This is a genomic window from Massilia sp. CT11-137, assembly GCF_047302885.1.
In the GTDB taxonomy this organism is placed as follows: domain Bacteria; phylum Pseudomonadota; class Gammaproteobacteria; order Burkholderiales; family Burkholderiaceae_D; genus Telluria; species Telluria orientalis.
The window spans coordinates 2,186,728-2,204,010 of the sequence record NZ_JBKYMP010000002.1 but is presented as its reverse complement, the minus strand read 5'-3'; the positions used below and the strand labels follow the sequence as shown (position 1 = coordinate 2,204,010).

At 61.1% G+C, this 17,283-nt stretch carries 10 protein-coding genes; 4 read left to right on the top strand and 6 right to left on the bottom strand.

What is annotated here, in order from left to right:
- Positions 1-101 precede the first annotated feature (101 nt).
- The 3 genes from ACEN98_RS26710 to ACEN98_RS26700 form a co-directional block, all read right to left on the bottom strand.
- On the bottom strand, positions 102-1,307 hold the full coding sequence (locus tag ACEN98_RS26710; protein WP_413337798.1) for a helix-turn-helix transcriptional regulator: 1,206 nt from the start codon (positions 1,305-1,307) through the stop codon (positions 102-104).
- Between the two features lie 398 nt (positions 1,308-1,705).
- Entirely contained in the window at positions 1,706-3,151 is a 1,446-nt protein-coding gene (locus ACEN98_RS26705) for a nucleoside hydrolase-like domain-containing protein (protein WP_413337799.1), read from the bottom strand.
- Between the two features lie 162 nt (positions 3,152-3,313).
- Entirely contained in the window at positions 3,314-4,672 is a 1,359-nt protein-coding gene (locus ACEN98_RS26700; RefSeq protein WP_413387884.1) for a glycoside hydrolase family 5 protein, read from the bottom strand.
- Positions 4,673-5,110: 438 nt separating this feature from the next.
- Between ACEN98_RS26700 and ACEN98_RS26695 the strand changes: the two genes are divergently transcribed.
- From ACEN98_RS26695 to ACEN98_RS26680, 4 genes are all read left to right on the top strand, one after another.
- Entirely contained in the window at positions 5,111-6,646 is a 1,536-nt protein-coding gene (locus ACEN98_RS26695) for an alpha-N-arabinofuranosidase (RefSeq protein ID WP_413387882.1), read from the top strand.
- Positions 6,647-6,665: 19 nt separating this feature from the next.
- A complete protein-coding gene (locus ACEN98_RS26690; protein ID WP_413337802.1) occupies positions 6,666-6,845 on the top strand; it encodes a hypothetical protein in 180 nt (59 codons plus the stop codon).
- A 372-nt stretch (positions 6,846-7,217) separates the two neighbouring features.
- Entirely contained in the window at positions 7,218-7,763 is a 546-nt protein-coding gene (locus ACEN98_RS26685) for a PA14 domain-containing protein (RefSeq protein WP_413387880.1), read from the top strand.
- Between the two features lie 40 nt (positions 7,764-7,803).
- Positions 7,804-10,893 carry a family 43 glycosylhydrolase gene (locus tag ACEN98_RS26680; RefSeq protein ID WP_413387878.1) on the top strand — a complete coding sequence of 1,030 codons (3,090 nt, stop codon included), beginning with the start codon at positions 7,804-7,806 and terminating at the stop codon, positions 10,891-10,893.
- A gap of 19 nt (positions 10,894-10,912) precedes the next feature.
- Here the strand turns inward: ACEN98_RS26680 and ACEN98_RS26675 are convergent, their stop codons facing one another.
- The 3 genes from ACEN98_RS26675 to ACEN98_RS26665 all read right to left on the bottom strand — a co-directional run bounded on the left by ACEN98_RS26675 (position 10,913) and on the right by ACEN98_RS26665 (position 16,666).
- Positions 10,913-12,022 carry a helix-turn-helix domain-containing protein gene (locus tag ACEN98_RS26675; RefSeq protein ID WP_413387876.1) on the bottom strand — a complete coding sequence of 370 codons (1,110 nt, stop codon included), beginning with the start codon at positions 12,020-12,022 and terminating at the stop codon, positions 10,913-10,915.
- Between the two features lie 195 nt (positions 12,023-12,217).
- The gene (locus ACEN98_RS26670; RefSeq protein WP_413387874.1) at positions 12,218-15,367 is read right to left on the bottom strand and encodes a TonB-dependent receptor; all 3,150 of its coding nucleotides are present in this window, start codon (positions 15,365-15,367) and stop codon (positions 12,218-12,220) included.
- Between the two features lie 42 nt (positions 15,368-15,409).
- Complete coding sequence (locus tag ACEN98_RS26665) at positions 15,410-16,666, bottom strand: hypothetical protein (protein ID WP_413387872.1); 1,257 nt, start codon at positions 16,664-16,666, stop codon at positions 15,410-15,412.
- Positions 16,667-17,283 lie beyond the last annotated feature (617 nt).

Genomic DNA, 17,283 nt, shown 5'->3' with positions numbered 1-17,283 from the left:
TGACATGCACTTGCTCAACTTGATACAAGAAGAAGTATGCGCAGGATCAGGTTGTGCGGCCGGAACGCTCCGGCCGAACCGCGTGCTCGGGAGGGAGCGGTTCAGACAGGTGTTTCCGCCCGGGCGTTGTCGGCGGGCTGTTCCTGCTGCGGCTGCTGGGCGGCTAGCATCCGGAATGACTTCGGCGTACAGCCGAATTCTTCCTTGAACAGCTTGTTGAAATATGGAACATTCGAGTAGCCAACCAAATACGCGATTTCCGACACGGCGGCGCTGCTTTTCTGAGTCAGCAGCCTGGATGCCTCAGTCAGCCGCAGTTTATTCACGTAAGCGGTGAAGGTCATGCCAAGTTCGGATTTCAGCACTTCATTGATTTTGTAGCGGTTCGCGCCGGTCCCTGCCGCCACGGCTTCGAGATCCAGTTTGGGGTCGGTATAAGTGCTGGCAATATACCGCAAGACCGATGCTTTTTCCTTGTCCTTGTACGGTTCCAGGGTTAGCTGGCGATAGGCGACCAAGGGCAAATTGGTCTTCATTTTTGTATCCACGCTGGCCAACAGCGCGCGCGAATGAGCCAGGAAAAACCACACACCAAATGCCACCCAGCCACCCAGGACAATGACCGCCAGCGCGGCCAGGTAGCGGTAATCCCGGCCATGCAATGTCAGTTCGCTGATCTCAATATACCCGTCGACATTGCGTGGAGTGGCCATGCTGGTGCCAAACAGGATTTTCGCGACCTTGTCCAGTTTATAGCCCTGACGCGCCAGGTCCAGCTTCATCGCGGGAAACCACCATTCGGGAATCAGCAGCCGGGCCAGGTCGAGCGTCACCGGCATGCCCTGCTCATTACACGAAAAATACGTTCTAGGTGGGCGGTAAGTCTCGAACTGGCCTGGCTTCGAGATTTTTTCATCGAAGGCGGACATCTCGAACGTCACCGAGGTGGCCGGCGCACATTTGGCAACGAAGGTAATGGTACGGAACCTCGACCAATCCTGGAGAATCGGCCGCCCTTTGTCGTCCTTGAAGGTCAGGTCGGCGGCGACAAAAGGATACGCGGCCGCATCCTTGAGCTTGAAGTCGAACCGCAGCCGGTCGCGCGACATGTCGTGCAAGCGCACTGACGACGCTCCGCCAGTAGCCACATCGGAATACGTTCCGTAATGCCAGCGGGAGCTGCCATTTTGCGCCGGCAACAGCGTTTGTGTCGGATAGGTCCGATAAACAAAAACCACCGCCACCAGCGCGTCCACGAGAAGCAGGACAATCAGCGCCAGCAGCGCCTTCTTATAGAACTCTTGCATATAGGTAGGGGCCTGAACTGTCTCGGCGCCGCAGGTGTCGACGGCTACGATCCCGGAATCATAACAGGCGGTATATGGACAGTCCCAGTTATTTTTGCAGCGGACCGTGCTCACGCCGACAGGCCGCAAGTCTTCCTGTCGCCCCAGTGGCCGGCGTTGGCGATGCCGACCCGGTCGCCTGCGCGGGCGCCCGCGCAGGCGAGGCGCAGGCTGGTGGTCAGGGCGGCGACGACGACGGAATAGCGTTGGTCTTTTCGATAGCAACATCTTCATCGATATGCTCAACGGCGGCCCTGAAGCAACGGCCGAGCCAGTCGGCTACACGCATCCCGCCACCGGCGTCATCACTGATTAGGGGCAATAGCCTCCTGGTCGGCCCCAAAGGTCTATCTGCATGTTCAGGGCGCAGACGGCACGAATGTGACGATAACGCGTCCGTAACGCGTCAGCGCCGGACTGCCCTTATCGATCACCTTGACGATGAAGTGGGCGGTCTCCGTCTTGCTGACCACGGGCGCCTGCCCCCAAACGGTATGATGGTTTTCCGCATACCCCAGCTTGATCTCCTGCCTGTAGCTGCCAGCTTCGGGATACTGAAACCACAGGTAGCTCAAGCTATCTCCATCGGGGTCGGAACTGCCGGCCGCGCTCAGCATGAAACCCTCGCCGGATTTGACGGTCAGCCGATCGCCCGGCGCAAGCTTTACGACTGGCGGATGATTCGCCCCCTTGTACGGCTTGGTGGTCCACTCCATTCGAGCTGCGAAATCGTTCTGGAAGTCTTTGCGCCAGCGCCAGATGGTGGTCCTGTACCCGGTGGAGACCTTGTCGTGGGCGCGCACGGCGCGGCCAAAATCGCTGTGGACCATCGGCCTGTAACTATCCACTGCGTTGGTCCAGATGGCATGAGGCTCTTGTAATACAGGTACGTTGCCGGTAAAGCCTTCCGGATTGGTATCTTTCAACGCAGGCGTGTAGAACTCGTAGCGCCCACCCCAGCCGCCCCAGTCCGGATGCTCGGGTGCGTTCAGGCCGTTCGGTATCAAGGACAGGAAGGATGGCGTATCGCCCTCGACGCCAAAAGAAACATCCGGATACACCGCACCCAGCGGCCCATGCCCCTGTTGAATATGCGCGGCGATCCAGTCGTTGCTCACTTCCGTGCTGTCGAAGCCAGGCTCGGTCGCGTGCATCCCAGTCCAGGTGCCATTGCCATACCCGCCGGGGCTGACGATATAAAACAGATCGGGAAACTGGGTGCGTATCCAGAAACCGGAATCGTCCTGATCAGAGATCGTGTAGACGCGCAACTTCTTCACCAGGTGACCGACCTCCTCCGGTGTCCTGTCGTGGCTGATCCGATACAACGCTTGAGCAAGCGTATTGGCACCGCCCCAGACCGCAACCCAGAGGGGGCGCGTATCATTTTTCTCCAAGGCCTTGATGATGGCGTCCGACCCCGGCGAGTCCTTGCCGTCGCCGACACCTAGCATGCCGTAGACTTGCGAGCCGGAGCGCACCACGGCTTTGAGTGCCTGCGCTTTCGGAAACCCCGGTTCGTGCTTCAACAAGTTGGGTTGGACCCGGCCATAGGCGTCGACGATCGCATGGATGGATTCCGGGGCAATGCGCGACTTCTGATGCGTAGAGGTCGTGGCGACGATACCTTCGATATCGATCTGGTTCGCGTATAGAAGCAAGCGTACGAGGGACTGGCTGTCATCGGGATCGGCCTCGATATCGGTGAGGACAATCAGGCGTTGTCTGGGTTCGGCAGCGCCAAGGGCCGGCACGCAAACCAATACGGCCGTCAGCATCGCTGTAATTGAAAGTAATCGCATCATCTCTGTATTGCTCTGTATTGAATCGGGGCCTGTCTCGCCGGCCGGGCTGTGTGCAAGACCGGAACCGAACCCGGCCAAACGAAACGGCCCGGCGAAGAACGCGCCGAGCCGGACCGCATACGCTAGAAGCCACTCACGTCATGCGAATGTGCGTGTGGCAGCTTACCGGATTGCGCCCTTCACCAGCGCATCGAGGAGGTCCGGGTCGAGGACTGCGTTATTGCTGCCCCGATCGATCAGGCCGCCCACATCCCAATAGAACGGTAACAAGCCATGGGCCACTGCCGACCTGGTGACGTAGTTGATATAGTAGACGCGCGACTTCTTATGCAGGGCCAGTGCATCGCCCGTCAGATTATTGCGCAGCATTGCGGCGTACTCGCCGAGCACGACCGGAATGCCCTTGTCGACAAACTGCTGCCTGATCTTCGAGAACTGCTGATCGACGTAAGCCTCTTCCATCTGGTCGGCATTGTGGGCGGTGTCCGTGGTCGAATGATTGTCCTTGCCCCAGTAATAGAATGCATGGCCCCACCATTCATCTTTTTCCATTAAAGTAAATTGCCACGGGTAGAAGTGCACCTCATACATCAGCTTATTGCTGACAGTGTCGGTCGGCATGGCGGTCCACATCGTCGCTGATTTATCGATGTCCACGGCCGGTCCCTGCACCGTCAGGACACGGTAGGCATTCTTGCCGCCCGTGGCGCGCACCGCATCGATGAAGGTCTGGTGGTAGGACATGAGCACCGGCATCTGGTTGGCCGTATCGACAGCCGGCTCGTTGGCGCCGGCAAATATCAAATGCTCGTCGAAGTCGCGCATTTGCGTGGCAATCTGGGTCCAGAACGCCTTTTGTTTCTCGTTGACGGCCACTTGCTTGTCGGGCTGAACGTTTCTTTCGAGCCAACCGCCATCCCAATGGATGTTCATGAGCACATACATCTGGTTGTCGACGCAATATTTGACGACTTGCTTGACGCGGTCCATCCAGGCCTGGTCGATCTTGCCGGTCTGTTGGTTGGCGTACTGGTCCCAGGCAACCGGGAGCCGGATGGCGTTGAATCCGTCCGCCTTGGCCGCCTTGATCAGCGCCTCGGTGATCAGGGGATTGCCCCAGGCGGTTTCTCCGCCGATCGCCTCCATCGTGTTGCCAATATTCAGCCCCAAACGAATCTTGCTGGCAAGCTGGACAGCGGTGCTGCCCATGCCGGCAGCATCGGGCGCGATCGGATTCTGGTTGTAGTCGGGATAGAGACCCGCGGCCGGCGTGGTTGGCGCCGGTGTCGTCGGGACTGGCGTCGGCTGGGCTGGCGTGGTGGGCGCTGGCGTCGTTGCGGCTGGCGTCGTTGGCGCCGGCACCGCAGGCTTCGTGCTGGCCGCGCCGCCGCCACAGCCAACGTTTAATGACAGAATTCCAACTAATATAAGTACACGGCTGAGCTTCAAATTAACCTCGAAATATTCATGCTGACAAATTACCCGTTGGCCTCGAATATTTTTTCGGCCAAGCGCCAACATACCGAGATCCGCGCCACGGCCGTTATCGCTTCCCCAGAAATTGCTAGCAATATGCGAAAAATTGCACAACTTGGGGATTTACAGCTACGGCTTGGACGAGCGGATCGTCAGGCTGCGCAAGTGCGATAACAGGACGCTGTCAATGTCGCGTGTCGGCGCAAGCCGCGGCTGCATCCGTTCCGTCACAGGCCGCCGCCGCCGCCGCGGGGCGGATGCAAGGAAGTGCAGTATCAATGCGATTTTCCGCACCCTGTAAATGTCTTCACCGCTAGCGTAATTTCGGTCCTTACTCTTCCCGAACCCCTGGGATAGACTTCGCCGGTTTGCTGGACCGGCGCGCCAGCTATGGCGCCGGTGGACGCATGCGTCATGGCGGCCTTCTTCACCACTGATGCATCGACGCGCCAAAAAACATACGACTTTCATGGATACGACTGAATGAACATCATCAAACATAGCCTCGCCGTTCTCGGCCTGATCGCGGCACCGGCTTTTGCCGCCAGCCAAGTCAGCATCAGCATCGACGCCAGTCGACCCGGCCCTGTCATCAACAAGAACGTCTACGGCCAGTTCGCCGAACAGCTCGGCACTGGCGTCTACGGGGGCATGTGGGTCGGCACGAAGTCGAGCATCCCCAACACCCGTGGCTGGCGCAATGACGTCGTCGGCGCACTCAAGGCCTTGCATGTGCCGCTGGTGCGCTGGCCGGGCGGCTGCTTCGCCGACACCTACCATTGGCGCGATGGCATCGGTCCGCAGGACAAGCGCCCGAGCAACATCAACGGGGGCCGCGTAGAGGAGATCAACGCCGTCGGCACCCATGAATTCTTCGACTTGATCGACATGCTGGGCGCCGACGCCTACGTCAACGGCAACGTCGGTACCGGCAGCGTGCAGGAGATGGCCGATTGGGTCGAGTACATGACGTCGGACGGTGGTTCGCCCCTGGCCAGGCTGCGCGCCCGGAACGGGCACGCTAAGCCGTTCAAAGTCGCCTACTTCGGTATCGGCAATGAGTTATGGGGCTGCGGCGGCAACTTGAAGCCCGACTACTACGCGAACCTGTACAGTAATTACGAGAATTTCCTGAGGGCGCCCGGAAATTCGAGGCCGAAGATGATTGCCAGCGGCGGCAGTGGTTTCGACACCGCCTGGACCGACGTCCTGAGCAAGGAACTGAAGGGCCGAACGGTGGGCATCAGCGTCCACCAGTACACCATCCCGGGCGGCAGCTGGGCGGTCAAGGGCAAGGACCTTGGCTTCAAGGAAGACGAGTGGATCTCGACCCTTGCCAATACCTTGAAAATGGATCAGCTTATCAAGGATCACGTGGCCGTACTGGACCAGCACGATCCCGAGAAGAAGATCGGGCTGATGATCGACGAGTGGGGCACCTGGTATGACGAAGCGGGTGCCAGAAGCGCCTTATTCCAGCAGAATTCCCTGCGCGACGCGCTCGTGGCGGCGCTCAACTTCCACATCTTCCATGCTCACGCGGAGCGGGTCCCCATGACCACGATCGCCCAAATGGTCAATGTCCTGCAGGCGATGATCCTGACTGACAAGGAAAAGATGGTCCTGACCCCGACCTACTACACGTTCCAGATGTATGTGCCGTTCCAGGATGCCAGGTCGCTGCCGCTGGCAATCAAGGACAACACGAGCTATACCCTGGGCGCAACGACCATTCCGGGGGTGAGCGCATCGGCGTCACTTGCCAAGGACGGCAAGGTGTATCTGGCACTGGTCAACACCGATCCGCACAAGGCGGTCGAGGTCGCCGTCGACGTCGCCGGCGCGAAGGTAAATGCTGCGACCGGCAAGGTACTGACCTCGGCCGCGATGGATGCGCACAACACGTTCCAGAATCCGCAGGTCATCAAGCCGGCAGCGTTCAGCGCGCGTGCCGCGGGCGGCAAACTATCGATCGAGGTGCCTGCAAAGGCCGTGATGGTGGTCGCTCTGGAGGAATAAACGCCGCGCGCGCAAGGGCATGGTGATCACCTTCGGCATGTCCGATGGTACCGACGCGGCCCATCCTGAACAGCAGCGGCGGCAGCTCGCCGCTCCGGCAACGGACGCCGCAAGGGCGTCAAACCTCAATCAATCGACCTTGTATTCGGAAACGTATGCGTTCAACACCGGAATCCAGTTTGCCCCCGCCCGCAACTGAAGGGCAGCCGTCATTGCGGCCCGAGAAACGGCGCTACGCGTTGGGTATCGTGCTGCTCATCCATCTTGCCTTGCTGATCGCCATGCTGCTGTCGCCCGCGCGCCGTCCCGCGCCTTCGCCGCCGCGCGCCTTGGAAACGGCCCTGATCGAAGAGAAAGTACCGGAAGAAAAAATTCCCGAACCTGCGCCCGCCGCCATCGCCCCACCCACCCTCGCGCCACCGCCCCTTCTCGTCCCGCCGCCGCTGCCAGTGCCCGACGTCGTGCCCGACGCTATCCGGGCTCCGGCTCCGGCTCCGGCTCCGGCGCCTGCTGCGGCCCCGGCGCCGGCCGCGCCCCCGCCCCGGCCCCGGCCGCGCCCGCGAAGGAGGTCGTGGCCAGCGCGCCTCCCAAGCTGTTCGAGGAATGCGCCGAAGCGTCGGATCGGCATATGGTCGCCGACGTATATCGCCTCGCTGCCGGCAACCAATCGGTGTACGACATGCGCGGACGTAAGCCGATCAAGCGCGTTTGCCTGGCCCAACTCGATATCGTGCCGCGCTCCTTCCGCGAAGGCTTTCCCGGCATGGGCTCGACGATCGAATGGTTCGGTCTGGATATTCGCTTTACCGTCAATATTGCCGAAACCGGCACCTGGGAGTTGATGCTGTTGGCCGACGATGGTGCCGTTCTCAGCATCGACGATGAAAACGTGATCGACAACGACGGCATCCACGCCCCTACACCCGTGGCGACCAGGATCAAGCTGGAGAAGGGCTCGCACAATTTCCGCCTGCGCTACTTCCAGGGCCCAGGCCCAGATCTTGCGCTGATGCTTGCGTGGAAAAGGCCCGGTGCGGCCGATTACAGCTATTTGCCGCGCAGCCTGATAGGGCGGCCGCCTGCCGGCACGCTGCCGCCGATCCGCCCGAAGGAGTAATCAGGGCCGCTCCACGTTCCACACCTCACTTCCGACATTCATGAAAAAGACACACTGCCCCGCTCTCGTTCTCTTGTCCGTACTGGTTTCGCTGCCCGCGGCGTCATTCGCGCACAACCCGATTATTCAAACGATGTATACCGCCGATCCGGCACCCATGGTCCATAAGGGCACGCTCTACCTGTTTTCCAGCCACGACCAGGATGTCGGCGAAAGAAACAACTTCAACATGAAGGACTGGGTGCTCGCCACGACGACGGACATGGTGAACTGGACCCAGCATGGCGCGATCGCCTCCCTGCGGGATTTCGCCTGGGCCGCCAAGGAGATTTCCGGCTGGGACGGTTTTGATAATGGCGCCTGGGCTCCCCAGGTGATCGAGAGGGACGGCAAATGGTATCTCTACGCCCCGGTGCAAGGCCGCGGCATAGGCGTGCTGGTGGCCGACAATCCCCTCGGCCCGTACACCGATCCCATCAAGAAACCACTGATCGCTGGCCACGCCGGCGGCCTGTACGACAGCATCGATCCGACCGTCTACATCGACGACAACGGCCAGGCCTATCTCGCCTGGGGCAACCCGAATCTGTGGTCGGTGAAGCTGAACAAGGACATGATTTCCTACGACACGAGCGTCGGGGAGAATGGCATCATTCGCCATCCGATGACCGTCAAGGCGTTGGGCGAGCGCAATCCTCCGGACACACAAGGCACGACGCTTCCGAAGCGCGCCTTGCGCGGCACGTCCTACGAAGAAGGTCCCTGGCTCTACAAGCGCAAGAATCTCGCTTACCTGTTTTTTGCTGGTGGTCCCATCCCTGAGCATCTCGCCTACGCCACCGGCCCCACACCGGAAGGCCCGTGGACCTACGGCGGCGTCGTCATGCCCCCGCAAAGTGCGTTCACCAACCATCCGGGCGTGGTCGATTTCAAGGGCAAGACCTACCTCTTCTACCACAACGCCGCGCTTCCAGGAGGCGACGGCTTCAAGCGTTCCGTGGCCGTCGATGAGTTGAAGTTCAACCCGGACGGCTCGGTCCCGACGGTGCAACCGACCAGGGAAGGCCCGGCACCGGTCGCCACCCTCGATCCCTACAAGCGCGTCGAAGCCGAGACCATTGCGTGGTCGTCCGGTGTCAAAATCGAACCCAGCAGCGCCGGCGGCCAGAATGTGCGCGACATCCACGACGGGGCCTACATCCAGGTGCGCAATGTCGATTTCGGCGCGCCCGGCGCGCGCGCCTTCATGGCCAGCCTCTCCAGCACGGCCAAGCCGAAACAGGCCACCGGGGCGAAGATCGAGATTCGTTTGGGCAAGCTCGACGGCCAGCTGATCGGCACGCTGCCGGTCTCGGGAACCGGCGGCCAATGGAAGCCGCAGTCGGTCCGGGTCTCCGGCGCCTCCGGCGTCCAGGATGTCTTCTTCGTGTTCCGCGGTGCGGCCGGCGAAGAACTCTTCAAGTTCGATTACTGGCAATTCGCGCACCACGACCTGCCGGCGGACCGCGCCTCCGGCGCGCCCCGGCCCGGCCCGGCGGCAAAGGCGGATCGTGCCCATAATCCCGTGATCTGGGCCGACGTTCCGGACATTGCAGTCATCCGTGTAGGAAAAACCTACTACATGAGCAGCACGACGATGCACATGAGCCCGGGCCTGCCGATCATGAAGTCGACGGACCTGGTCAACTGGAGCATGGCCTCGTACGCCTATGACACCCTGGCCGACAACGAAGCCTTCCGCCTCGAAAACGGCAAGAACGCCTACGGTGAGGGCTCCTGGGCCAGCAGCCTGCGTTATCACGACGGCATGTTCTATGCCTCGACATTCTCCGCCACCGCCGGAGGACGCACCCATATCTACGCCACGCGCAATCCGGAGCGCGGCCCGTGGAAAGAAACGAGTTTCGAGCCCGCGCTGGGTGACCACAGCCTGTTTTTCGACGACGACGGTCGTGTCTACATGGTGTTCGGGGGCGGCCGCATCTCGCTCAGGGAGCTGAAACCCGATCTCACTGGTTTCAAGCCCGGCGGCGTCAACAAGGTCATCATCGAAAACGCCAATGCCCTCTTCGGCGCCGACCAGGGCGGACTCAAAGCCGAGGGCTCGCAGCTCTCCAAGATCAACGGCCGCTACTACCTCTTCAACATCGCCTCGCCCAAGACCCGCTGGGCACGCACCGTCATCGTCCACCGCGCCGACAAGATCGACGGTCCCTACGAGGGCCGCATCGCGCTCGATGATCGCGGTATCGCCCAGGGCGGCCTCATCGACACCCCGGAAGGCAAATGGTATGCCTATCTTTTCAAGGACAACGGCGCCGTCGGTCGCGTTCCCTACCTCGTGCCCGTGACCTGGAAGGACGGCTGGCCCGTGCTCGGCCAGGACGGCGAGGTGCCCATGACGCTCGACATCCCCGCCGGCCGCCAGGGCCGCTCGGGCGCGTCCGGTATCGTCGCCTCCGACGAATTCGACCGCTCGCCCGGCGCCCCCGCCCTGCCCCTCGCCTGGCAATGGAATCACAATCCCGAGCCGCGTAACTGGTCGCTCACCAAGCGCCCCGGCTACCTGAGCTTCGTCACCAGCCGGGTCGATTCCAGCCTGCCTGAGGCGAGGAATACCCTCACCCAGCGCACCTTTGGCCCTGACAGTTTCGCCACCACCAGCATCGACGTGAGCGGCATGAAAGACGGCGACTGGACCGGCCTTGCCGCCTTTCAGAAAAAATACGGTTTTGTCGGCGTAAAGATGAGCGCCGGCGCCAGGTCGCTCGTCATGGTGAGCGCCGACTCCGGCCAGCCCGAGGAGGTCGCCTCCATTCCCCTTTCCGGCAAAACCGTTCACCTCAAGGTCGAATGCGAATTCCAGTCCGCGCCTGACGATGCCCGTTTCGGCGTCGACGAGAATGGCGCCAAGACCTATGGCATACCGGGGGCGCCTGAAGTCGCCCGCTTCTCCTACAGCCTCGACGGCAAATCCTGGACCCCGATCGGGCGTCCCTCGCGCCTTACCTACACCTTCCCGCACTTCATGGGTTACCGCTACGCGCTCTTCTATTATTCGACGCAGACCGCCGGCGGCCGCGTCGACTTTGACTACTACCGGATCGGTCAAAGCGGGGGCTCCCGCTGACCGCCGCCTGCGGAGGGCCTTATCGCGCCGGCTCGCGCGCGTCTTTTTTGCATGCATCCCGGAATGCCTTCGGGGTGCATTGGTATTCTTGCTTGAAGAGCTTGATGAAATACGAGGAATTTCTGTAGCCGACCGAATAGGCGACTTCTGCAATACTGGCACCGGTGTTTTCCACCAACAGGCGCGATGCTTCGGTCAATCTGAGCTTGTTCACGTAACCGATGAAGGTGCAGCCTATTTCCGCCTTTAATATGTCGTTGACCTTATTGCGGTTGACACCGGTTTCCGTCACTACGGTCTCCAGATCCAGTCCTGGATCCGCATAACGCGTCGCCAGCAATCGCAGAATGGCGGATTTTCCTTTTTCCTGGTGTGTCTCCAGCGCCAGCTGCTGGTACGCCACCAGTGGCACTTCCTTCTGCATCCGCGCATGAAGGTCATTGGCCAAAACCACGGCGTACTGCCTGACGAACCAGAACCCGAAACCCGCCCAGGCTACCGTTAGGAATGCGGCGAGAAAATACAGGTAGCCATATTTCCGCTCGTGCATTTCGATATTCGCGATTTCGATACGCGACGGGATGCCGACGCCGCTGGCAGTGCTGGTGCCCACTTCGAACTGCGCAACCTTGGCCAGCGAGTAGCCCAGGTCGGATGGATTGAGCTTGTTCGAGTCGACCCACCATTGCGGAACAGTCAAATGCGCCAGATCGAGTTCGGCGTGAGCCCCGTCCTGATCGCAGTTAATGTATGCCGACGGCGAACGGTAGGTCATCAGATCATCCACTTTGGACAGCTTGTCATCGAAGGTGGTCAGACTGATCCGGATGGTACCGGCGGGGAGGCAGCGTGCCTCGAAACTGATCTTGCCGAATCTGGACCAGTCGAGCAATGCCGGTTTACCGTTGCTGTCTCTGAAGAGCAGGCCGCTCGATACATAGGGTTTGGAACTGCTGCGTGACAGGGCGAATTCCATGATCAGGCGCGCGGCATCGACTCGCGCATCCAGGCTCGTTGTCGCGTCGTTGCCTTTATGCGTTCGCAACTGCCAGGAAAAATCTGCCTGCCCAAACAACGGGACGCGGTGATGGCTGCGGCTGACGCAAATATACCCGGTCAGTGTACTCATACCGAGAAGCAGGACCAGCCGGACCAATGCTTTTGAATATAGCGGGTGCATGTCAATGAAGGTGGCAGGTCCGACAGTGGCGAACCGGTGGCCTGGCGGCCAAGCCGCATACCAGCGAATAAAGCCGGTCCGCACCGGGCCCGGCTTGTCGACGCAGAGGCAGGGGCGGCCCCGCAGACGGGACCGCCTTTTCCTTTAGTACGTGTAACGCAGGCTCAGGCGGAAGCTGCGGCCCGGCTCGAACCAGGCGCGGGGCATGTTGCCGATGCCTTGCTGTTGCGTCTGACGCACGACCATGTCCGTCAGGTTGCTCGCCGAGAAGTTGCCCGAGATGTGCTCGTTGAACCTGTAGTCCACGCCAAAGTCCAGCTGGCCCGTCGCTTCCTGCCAGGTCGGCAGGCCGTAGCCCACGTCCGTCGGCGCCGTGCCACCGTTCGCGGCGGCGCGGTCCGGATCGGCACTCGTGGCGTTGTCACCGCCCGTGCCGTTCGCACCCACGCCCTGCAGGAACCGGCTGCGCCAGCTATAGGCCAGGCGCGCAGACAGCGGACCGCGGTCATACAGGAACATGAGGTTGTACGCGTTCTTCGACAGGTACTGGATCGGCAGCGACGTGAAAGGCAGGCCGTTCGTGTCGCAGCCGTACAGGCTCAGCGAGCTGTTGTTGAACGATCCGTTCGCCGGGCAATACTTCTGGGTGAACGGATGGTACAGGTCCTGCTTGCTATCGATGTACGTGTAGTTCGCGGAGATGCCGAAGCCCTTGGCCCAGTCCGGCAGCATGCGGTCCAGCCCCGGCACATTGTTGAAGTAGGTCTGGCCCGCCAGTTCCAGGCCCGTCACCGAACCCTTTGCGACGTTGTCCGGCCCCGTGATCAGGAACGTCTGGTCGTTGCCCGCCAGGCTCTTGTAGGTCCTGGTGAATGCCGTGTTCAAGATGATGTCACGCACATTCTTGCGGAACACGGCCATGGTCAGCGACGAACCGTTGCCCGGATACCATTCGAGCGTCCAGTCGAAGTTGTTGGAGCGGACCGGCTTCAGCTTGGCGTTACCCCGGTCGTTGCCCGTGTAGCTGATGCTCTTGATGGTGCCGGCCTCGGCGCCGGTGCCCGACGTGATGTTCTGGTTCAGGTTGATGTACTCGTTCAGGTTGTCGAACGGCGGACGGTACATCGACTTGGCGAACGCGAAACGGGTTTGCAGCTTGTCCGTCAGGTCGGCCTTCAGGTTCAGGCTGGGCAGCACGTCGACGTACTGCTGCGACGCATTCACCGGATCCTTGATCGCGGCGAAGCGCGGGATCACATCCGACGCGTTCGAGCCATACGTCGGATTGAAGATCGTGAAGCCGTGGGACTCGCTGCGCGTGTGGATCACACGCACGCCGAGGTTGCCCTCGACGGGGAAACGCAAGTTGTCGAAGCCGAAGCGCAGTTGGCCGTAGGCGGCTTCGGTGCGTTCCTGCTGGCTGCTGGTCTGGGCCGGATCGTCGTTGTAGGCCAGCGGTTTCCAGCCGCCATCCGCGGTCGAGCAATCATTGTTGGTGCCATAGTATGCGTTGCCGTCCTGGCACTGCATCTGCAGGGCCGGGATGAGTTTCGCATTATTGGCCAGGTTCCGGACGAAGGCCGGGTCCGGAACGACCATCGTTGGCACCTGGGGAATCTTGCCATTGAAGAACGTCGGGAACGTATACGAGGACGTCTGCACCAGGTTGCCGTAGCGCGGATCGCTGAAGTAACTGACGTTGGGGCGTGCTTGCCAACCCTTGTCCGCGAGCAGCGGCAGAGTGCCCGGCACCTTCGTCGCGTTGACGGACCACGGCTCGGCAATGCTCTTCCAGCCACCGATGCCACCGGAGGCGTCGGAGCGGACCGCCGTACGCTTGGTGAGGCGCACGCCAAAGCGCAGGTCGCGCAGCACGTCGTCGTCGAAGTGGAAACGCGCGTCCGTCTTCCAGGCATACAGGTCGCCCTTGGCCTTGGTCATCGACGGCATCATGAAGCTCATGTAGTAGTTGTCGCGATTCGCCAGGAAGGCGCGGTCAGTGTCATCGAACGTCACCTTCGGCAGACTGCCCGACAAGTCGATGCCCAGGTTCGGCACGAACGTGCCCAAGGTCATGACGTTGCCCTCGGAACTATTCGTCGCATGCACCCACTGCAAGTCGCTCTGGATGGCCCAGCGGTCGTTGATGTTCCACCTGAAGTTCCAGGCGATCTCGCGCGTCTGCGATTTGCTGGTGTCGAAGCCGGTGTCGGACTGGTAACCTAGGCCACCGGCCGCGAAGCTGTTCGCGCCCACGCCGCCGATCGGGTAAGTGTAGAGGCCATTCTGCAAAATGCCGTTCTGGTTGAAAACCGGATCGAGCGGCTTGACCAGGTACGGCGACTCGACGGCCGTAAACGTGGCGTTCTCGGTGTTGGCCGACTTGTAACCGGTATGGAAGTACGTCAGTGCCGATTCCATGCCGTTGTTCTTCCACTGCAACGCGCCATAGACACCGGCACGGTCGACCTGGCTCGTGTTGGTGCGGAATGACGCGGACTTGGGGATCCAGACGGTCTGGCTGTCAACGATGTCGGTGCGTGGGAAATACGCATCGACCTGAACCGTATCGTTGTGGGAATTGGTGCGGTTGGCGGACAGGTCGATCAACGCGCCCCATTGCCCGGTGCGGGTATTCCACCGCTTCGACACCAGGGCCGACAGGCCCGGCGACTTCTTGCTGCCCAGGGCGTTGTAGTTGCCGTTCACCGACAGGGCGACCTTGCCGTCCTTGTAGTCGAATGGCAGCGCGGTACGCAGATCCACCTGACCGCTGACGCCGCCTTCGACCAGCTCGGCGGGCGGATTCTTGTGCACCACCACTGCGGACATGAGTTCCGGCGGGATGTCGCCCCAGCTCAGTTCCCGGCCCGGATAGCCGGCCGAGAACGATTCGCGGCCGTTCAGCGTGGACGAACCCCAGGTCAGGCCACGCACCGAAATGCCCGAACCTTCGACCGAGAAGTGTTCCGGGTCGCCGCGCGAACGGTTGCGGTCGATCGTGACGCCCGCGACGCGCTGCAGCACTTCGGTGATCGACTTGTCCGGCAGTTTGCCGGCTTCTTCCGCAACGACGGCATCGATGACTTCCTCGGCGTTCTGCTTGAGTTTTTGCGCCGACTGCATGGCGGCGCGCTGGCCGCTCACGACCACCGTCTGCGTAGGCGGGTCGCCGGCCGGCGCCGTTTGCGCATGCGCCGCGCCGCCCCAGACCAGTGCGGCCTGCGCCACCGCCAACGACAGCGCGGTCATCTTGATCGGTTTCCTCACGATCTTCGTCTCAATTCTTGTCATTATTTATATCCTTTTATTTAATGCCTTGGATGCCGTCCGCGGTCATTGGAAGGTGATGGGGCCGGTCAGCGTGAGTTGGGTCGAGTAGGTCAGCTTGACCGCACCCGCGGTCGCCATCGAGGCGTTCGCGCTCACTGCGGAGAATTCGACTTGCGCGATCGGGTAATCCTGCAACTCGGTCCAGAGGTCGAGTCCCGTCAGGCCGCACGATTCCGCAATCGTGAACTTGTCCTTGAGAGCGACGCTGTAGCTCGTGGCGGCTGCAGCGGTCGGCATTACCGTCGCGTGCAGCTTCACGTTGCAGGCCTTGCCGTCCTTGACGGCGAAGTGGCCGAGGTACAGATTGATATCGACGCCGTTGTTGCCGTTGCCGAACCATTCAGGGTTCTGCGCGAGCTTGAACTTCAGGGCCGTCTGGGCATCGATCCGTGCGCCAGTGGGCGTGTCGCCGTTCTCGACGAGCTTCGCCAGGCCACCCGCGAGCAGCTTGACGCCCATGTAGCCCCCCAGTCCATTGCCGGAATCCGGCTGGATGTTGTAGTACCAGGTGAAGCTGTTGCCGTCGGTGGGCACGGTGCGGCCGCACCAGTTCGTGGCACACCACCAACCGTCCGCGCTGCTGCCGGCGTAGGTCTCGATGCTGCCCGACTCATTGGTCTGGTCGATGCCCTTGTAGCCGCTCAGGAACGTCAGCGCATCCGCTTGCGCGGTGCCGATCGGGATGCTCCGGACAACCGTGCCGGGGGCATAGATATCATCGACTACCTGCGCCGTGATTTCGCACAGCCCGTTGTCGACCTTGGTCATCGTGTTGCCGCTGACCGTGCAGACCGATGGCGTGCTGGACGTAAAAGTAACGGCTTTGCCGGCAATGCTGGTCGTGGCGACCAGCGGAACCGGCGTCGAATCCAGCGGCAGCGCCCCTGGATTACGGAAGGTCACCGTCTGCGACCGTTTGGGGATGCCGAAAATTTGGTTTTCCGAGGCGGGGGTGTAGCCGTTGCCACCCGCCTGGTTTGCAGTCACCGAGCACTCGCCTGCTTTGATCAGCGACAGCGTAGCGCCGTTGACGGTGCAGATATCCGGCGTATTCGACGTGAAGGTCACCTCGCCGCCTCCGCTCGCCGTCGCCGTCAGCTGGACGGTCGCGACGTCGGGCGGGGCGGCGAGCGTCGGTCCGCCGACGAATGGGAACGAAATGGATTGCGCCGTCGCGCCGTCGCTCGAACCGCCGCCGCCGCTGCAGCCGGCCAGCAACATGCCGCAGGCCAGTCCGACTGCCGTCAACTGGAATCTCATGGTTTGTCTCCTCATTGGAATCTTCCTTTCTTTTTTGTTTGCTGAAGTTGCTCGGCACCGGCTGCGCCGATGACAAGAAAAGATCGCTCCCTGCCCGCTTCGCTCCACATTCGCGGCAGGGAGACTGGTACTGGTCAAGGATGTACGGACTGGCAGAGCGTCGCCGGCGTTATGAAATCGTTTTCAAAAACGCGAAAAAAACAGCGCGACGCGATGTACGCCGGGACGGCGAAAGGTTTGCGGACCGGTTGCTGCTGCATGCAATGAGCCTGAGGTGCACGTCTTGTCTCCCTGCTTTTATTATCGATACCGTTCAACCAGCTTCTTCGATGGCGCCGTATTGACATATCTTGATCTTTATATATTTAAAACAATTGTCTCGGTGCTGGGCGGCTCCGAAAAAAGGGGCAGCCAAAGCTGCCCCATAAAACCGCTGCGGAAACCCGCCACGGAGGAGAGCGAAAATGTGTGAAGCCCAGGATCGTCTGCGGCCGGGAGGCGGTTGCGAAACCCAACCCATGTGTGAAGCATAGGCCGTCCGTCATGGGCAACGATATCGCCGCTAATCGATTTTCTTGCACTCCGCAGAAATTGCAAGGAATGTCAGCCATAGTAAA

Excerpts from the sequence above, each read along its gene's own strand:
- ACEN98_RS26690 (WP_413337802.1), top strand. The coding sequence starts at position 6,666 with ATGGTGATCACCTTCGGCATGTCCGATGGTACCGACGCGGCCCATCCT.
- ACEN98_RS26680 (WP_413387878.1), top strand. The coding sequence starts at position 7,804 with ATGAAAAAGACACACTGCCCCGCTCTCGTTCTCTTGTCCGTACTGGTT.
- ACEN98_RS26665 (WP_413387872.1), bottom strand. The coding sequence starts at position 16,666 with ATGAGATTCCAGTTGACGGCAGTCGGACTGGCCTGCGGCATGTTGCTG.
- ACEN98_RS26675 (WP_413387876.1), bottom strand. The coding sequence starts at position 12,022 with ATGAGTACACTGACCGGGTATATTTGCGTCAGCCGCAGCCATCACCGC.
- ACEN98_RS26695 (WP_413387882.1), top strand. The coding sequence starts at position 5,111 with ATGAACATCATCAAACATAGCCTCGCCGTTCTCGGCCTGATCGCGGCA.
- ACEN98_RS26705 (WP_413337799.1), bottom strand. The coding sequence starts at position 3,151 with ATGATGCGATTACTTTCAATTACAGCGATGCTGACGGCCGTATTGGTT.
- ACEN98_RS26670 (WP_413387874.1), bottom strand. The coding sequence starts at position 15,367 with ATGACAAGAATTGAGACGAAGATCGTGAGGAAACCGATCAAGATGACC.
- ACEN98_RS26710 (WP_413337798.1), bottom strand. The coding sequence starts at position 1,307 with ATGCAAGAGTTCTATAAGAAGGCGCTGCTGGCGCTGATTGTCCTGCTT.
- ACEN98_RS26700 (WP_413387884.1), bottom strand. The coding sequence starts at position 4,672 with ATGTTGGCGCTTGGCCGAAAAAATATTCGAGGCCAACGGGTAATTTGT.